Genomic DNA, 4,400 nt, shown 5'->3' on the forward strand with positions numbered 1-4,400 from the left:
GCTGATAGAAACAGAAGCCACTGGAGCACCTCAAAAACACCATCATACACTAAATCAGTAAGTTGGCAGCATCACCTCGCGCTTGATACCAATACGATGGGGAATTCCATCGATGTTGAAAAAAATATTAGCAGCGTTGTGCCGACGCAAGGCGCGTTGGTTCGTGCCAATTTTGATACCCGCATAGGCGTGCGGGCGCTCATTACCGTTACCCAGGGCGGAAAACCGGTGCCGTTTGGATCACTGGTACGGGAAAACAGTACCGGAATAACCAGTATGGTGGGTGATGACGGGCAAGTTTATTTAAGTGGTGCGCCATTGTCTGGTGAATTACTGGTTCAGTGGGGAGACGGCGCGAACTCACGCTGCATTGCGCACTATGTATTGCCGAAGCAAAGCTTACAGCAAGCCGTCACAGTTATTTCGGCAGTTTGCACACATCCTGGCTCATAAAGGAAATTATCAATGAAGATAATCTGCAGATTATTATTGGCGATGGCATGTTTGTGTCTGGCAAACATATCCTGGGCTACTGTTTGTGCAAATAGTACTGGCGTAGCAGAAGATGAACACTATGATCTCTCAAATGTCTTTAATAGCACCAATAACCAGCCAGGGCAGATTGTTGTTTTACCGGAAAAATCCGGCTGGGTAGGTGTGTCAGCAATTTGTCCACCCGGCACGCTGGTGAATTATACATACCGTAGTTATGTCACTAACTTTATTGTTCAGGAAACTATCGATAATTATAAATATATGCAATTAAATGATTATCTATTAGGTGCGATGAGTCTGGTTGATAGTGTGATGGATATTCAATTTCCCCCGCAAAATTATATTCGTATGGGAACAGATCCTAACGTTTCGCAAAACCTTCCGTTCGGGGTGATGGATTCTCGTTTGATATTTCGTTTAAAGGTTATTCGGCCCTTTATTAACATGGTGGAGATCCCCAGACAGGTGATGTTTACCGTGTATGTGACATCAACGCCTTACGATCCGTTGGTTACACCTGTTTATACCATTAGTTTTGGTGGCCGGGTTGAAGTACCGCAAAACTGCGAATTAAATGCCGGGCAGATTGTTGAATTTGATTTTGGTGATATCGGCGCATCGTTATTTAGTGCGGCAGGGCCGGGTAATCGACCTGCTGGTGTCATGCCGCAAACCAAGAGCATTGCGGTCAAATGTACGAATGTTGCTGCGCAGGCTTATTTAACAATGCGTCTGGAAGCCAGTGCCGTTTCTGGTCAGGCGATGGTGTCGGACAATCAGGATTTAGGTTTTATTGTCGCCGATCAGAACGATACGCCGATCACGCCTAACGATCTCAATAGCGTTATTCCTTTCCGTCTGGATGCAGCTGCGGTAGCCAATGTCACACTTCGCGCCTGGCCTATCAGTATTACCGGTCAAAAACCGACCGAAGGGCCGTTTAGCGCGCTGGGGTATTTACGCGTCGATTATCAATGAGGTACGGAGAATGAGAAGAGTATTCTTTAGCTGTTTCTGCGGGTTAATGTGGAGTTCCAGTGGATGGGCAGCTGACCCTTTAGGAACGATTAATATCAATTTGCACGGTAACGTTGTTGATTTCTCCTGTACCGTAAACACAGCGGATATTGATAAGACGGTAGATTTAGGCAGATGGCCTACGACACAATTACTGAACGCTGGCGATACCACGGCACTCGTCCCTTTTAGCCTGCGGCTGGAGGGATGTCCTCCGGGTTCAGTTGCGATTTTATTTACGGGAACGCCGGCATCTGATGCCAACCTGCTGGCTCTGGATGATCCCGCAATGGCACAAACCGTTGCCATCGAATTACGTAATAGCGATCGCTCCCGGCTCGCACTGGGGGAGGCGAGCCCGACTGAGGAAGTAGATGCAAATGGCAATGTCACACTAAACTTTTTTGCCAATTATCGAGCGTTAGCCAGCGGTGTTCGGCCAGGTGTGGCGAAAGCGGATGCGATATTTATGATCAATTATAATTAATATTATATTAATTCGTATAATTTGGCGTAGTCGATAAGCTCTACAATTGAATGTAAACCTAGCTTGCCATAAATATTAGATTTATGCGCACTAACTGTTTTATTGCTAAGTAATAACTTATCGGCAATTTCTTTATTAGATAATCCGCTAACCAGATAACGTAATATGGTCACTTCACGATTAGATAGCACAGTGACCGTTGAACTATTCGTACTACATTTATTGCTTTTTATATAGTTAAGCGTTTCGCTGGGAAAAAACGTGTATCCGGAGAGGATCATCTGAACGGCATGAAAAATATCATTCTGATCATTGCATTTACTGACAAAACCGTTAGCACCAGCTTGTATCGCTCTGCCAGCATAAAAGCATTCTGATTTCGATGATAAAAATAACACTTTCACTGTGCTCTGGATTTGTTTGATCCTTTTCAGGAAGGTAAAACCGTCTGTTCCGGGCAAGTCTATATCCATAATGATTAAATCAACAGGACGGGTTCGGAGATAATCGATGGTTATGCGGTAATCATCCGTTTTCAGGACAATCTGCAATTCACTGTTTTTTTGCAACAGAACTTCAATAGACATTCTGATGATAGGATGAGTATCCATAATGATCACCGACGTTGGTTTCATAGTTACCAGTCTCATAGGAGCGGACAATTTTCCGTTAGGGCGGTAAATTGTACTTTGATACATGAAAATACGGGTTTTCTTGATTCAGACGCGCAGCGATGTGCATTTGTTTGCCGCTATAGCGAAATAAATCAGAAAATCAGACGCGGTCGTTCACTTGTTCAGCAACCAGATCAAAAGCCATTGACTCAGCAAGGGTTGACCGTATAATTCACGCGATTACACCGCATTGCGGTATCAACGCGCCCTTAGCTCAGTTGGATAGAGCAACGACCTTCTAAGTCGTGGGCCGCAGGTTCGAATCCTGCAGGGCGCGCCATTACAATTCAATCAGTTACGCCTTCTTTATATCCTCCATAATTCCAGAGTGGGACATATTTGGGACATTATCACCAAAAATGTCGTCTATTTTCCTCGCATGCTCTGTCAAATGATTAGGCGCAAGGTGAGCATACCTACGAACCATTTCTATGGACTCCCATCCGCCCATTTCCTGAAGCACTGATAATGGGACGCCTGACTGAATCAGCCAGCTTGCCCAGGTGTGTCTGAGGTCATGGAAACGGAAATCTTCAATTCCTGCACGACGACAAGCTGATAGCCATGATGTCTTGCTGTCGATGCGCATCTTCCTGACCGCAGGCGTTGATGTTCCATCTGCTCGCTTAGCCGCCTTGGTATGTACAAACACCCATTTGTGATGCTTGCCTATTTGATCACGCAACACTTTACAGGCGGTATCGTTCAGCGCCACACCAATGGCGCGGTTTGATTTGCTCTCTTCTGGATTCACCCAGGCAACTCGTCGCTGCATGTCGATTTGTTGCCATTCCAGATTTATGATGTTCGACTTTCTCAGACCAGTTGCCAGCGCAAACTTGACGACAGATTTCAGTGGTTCGGGGCACTCATCAATAAGGCGTTTTGCTTCCTCCTTTTCCAGCCATCTGACTCGCTTGTTTCTGACCGCTGGTATCTTGATGACAGGCGCTTTTTCCAGCCACTTCCAGTCGCGTTCTGCAGCACGGAGAATGGCCTTTATCATGGCAAGATGCTTTGCCTTTGTCTGAGTTGATACTGGCTTTGGTTCATAAACAGGCAGTTCTTTACCTTTCCTGATGGCGGCCTGAACTTTCTGTTTCCATATTTCTTTCGTCTTTCTGTTATGCATTCTGCTTACAGCAGAGTAAATCTTTGCCTCCGAGATATCTTTAAGCCTTATACCCTCAAAATGTTCAAGCCAGAACTCAATCCGGCTTTTATCTGAATCGAGAGATTTTTTATCAGCTTTTTCCTCAAGCCATCTTAGGCAGGCCTCTTCAAAAGTGACATCAGGTAAATCCCCTAGCTTTTCTACTCGCCAGAGTTCTGCTTTTCGCTTGTCGTGCAACTCCTGAGCTTGCCGCTTGTCCTTTGTGCCAAGAGATTCCTTAATTCGTTTCCCGCCCGGGAGCGAATACGAGGCATACCATATTTCATTTCTGCGGAAGAGTGACATTTTCTTTCCTCTGTTATGCCATCACCCGCGCTCACCTGGACAGTATGCAGCGGAGACTGAAGCGCCGCAATGCAGGCTTGCCGTGTTGTGAGGTAAGGAGATTTTGGCTTGGTTGGATCTTTACGTGTTGCCTGTAGGCGGCCTGTTCGTATCCAGTTGGTGGCGGTTGGTCTGGATATCTTAAGAAACTGACAGGCCTCATCGAGTGTGAGGCTGTATGATTCCATGGTTACCTCTGCTTTTTGAACGCATGTCACGTAACTTCTTA

5 protein-coding genes, 1 tRNA gene and 1 pseudogene are annotated in these 4,400 nt (G+C 45.8%); 4 read left to right on the top strand and 3 right to left on the bottom strand.

All coding sequences use genetic code 11. The features are described from left to right. The 3 genes from OQV04_RS23605 to sfmF all read left to right on the top strand — a co-directional run. Positions 1-453 (top strand): FimD/PapC C-terminal domain-containing protein (locus tag OQV04_RS23605; RefSeq protein ID WP_272471974.1); only part of this gene is annotated, 453 nt, incomplete at its 5' end. Positions 454-465: 12 nt separating this feature from the next. Further along, entirely contained in the window at positions 466-1,473 is a 1,008-nt protein-coding gene (gene fimH / locus OQV04_RS23610) for a type 1 fimbria D-mannose specific adhesin FimH (RefSeq protein ID WP_089621365.1), read from the top strand. Between the two features lie 10 nt (positions 1,474-1,483). Then, positions 1,484-1,999: a fimbria assembly protein gene (gene sfmF / locus OQV04_RS23615; RefSeq protein ID WP_032280444.1), complete on the top strand. Its 516-nt coding sequence runs from the start codon at positions 1,484-1,486 to the stop codon at positions 1,997-1,999. A gap of 2 nt (positions 2,000-2,001) precedes the next feature. Here sfmF and fimZ read toward each other — a convergent pair whose 3' ends face one another. Then, positions 2,002-2,634, bottom strand: a complete 633-nt coding sequence (fimZ, locus tag OQV04_RS23620; RefSeq protein ID WP_000805428.1) for a fimbria biosynthesis transcriptional regulator FimZ — start codon at positions 2,632-2,634, stop codon at positions 2,002-2,004. Positions 2,635-2,876: 242 nt separating this feature from the next. Here fimZ and OQV04_RS23625 point away from each other — a divergent pair. Further along, positions 2,877-2,953, top strand: a tRNA-Arg gene (locus OQV04_RS23625). Between the two features lie 15 nt (positions 2,954-2,968). Here the strand turns inward: OQV04_RS23625 and OQV04_RS23630 are convergent. Beyond that, a complete protein-coding gene (locus OQV04_RS23630; protein ID WP_001299447.1) occupies positions 2,969-4,132 on the bottom strand; it encodes an integrase in 1,164 nt (387 codons plus the stop codon). A gap of 161 nt (positions 4,133-4,293) precedes the next feature. Next, positions 4,294-4,359 (bottom strand): annotated as a pseudogene (locus tag OQV04_RS25325) (helix-turn-helix domain-containing protein); the annotation flags it as partial. Positions 4,360-4,400: the final 41 nt, after the last annotated feature.

This window comes from Escherichia sp. Lx600-2, from assembly GCF_036662595.1.
Lineage (GTDB): Bacteria > Pseudomonadota > Gammaproteobacteria > Enterobacterales > Enterobacteriaceae > Escherichia > Escherichia coli.

What these genes read in the sequence shown, in the direction of transcription:
- fimH (WP_089621365.1), top strand. Translation starts at nt 466, where the DNA reads ATGAAGATAATCTGCAGATTATTATTGGCGATGGCATGTTTGTGTCTG.
- sfmF (WP_032280444.1), top strand. Translation starts at nt 1,484, where the DNA reads ATGAGAAGAGTATTCTTTAGCTGTTTCTGCGGGTTAATGTGGAGTTCC.
- fimZ (WP_000805428.1), bottom strand. Translation starts at nt 2,634, where the DNA reads ATGAAACCAACGTCGGTGATCATTATGGATACTCATCCTATCATCAGA.
- OQV04_RS23630 (WP_001299447.1), bottom strand. Translation starts at nt 4,132, where the DNA reads ATGTCACTCTTCCGCAGAAATGAAATATGGTATGCCTCGTATTCGCTC.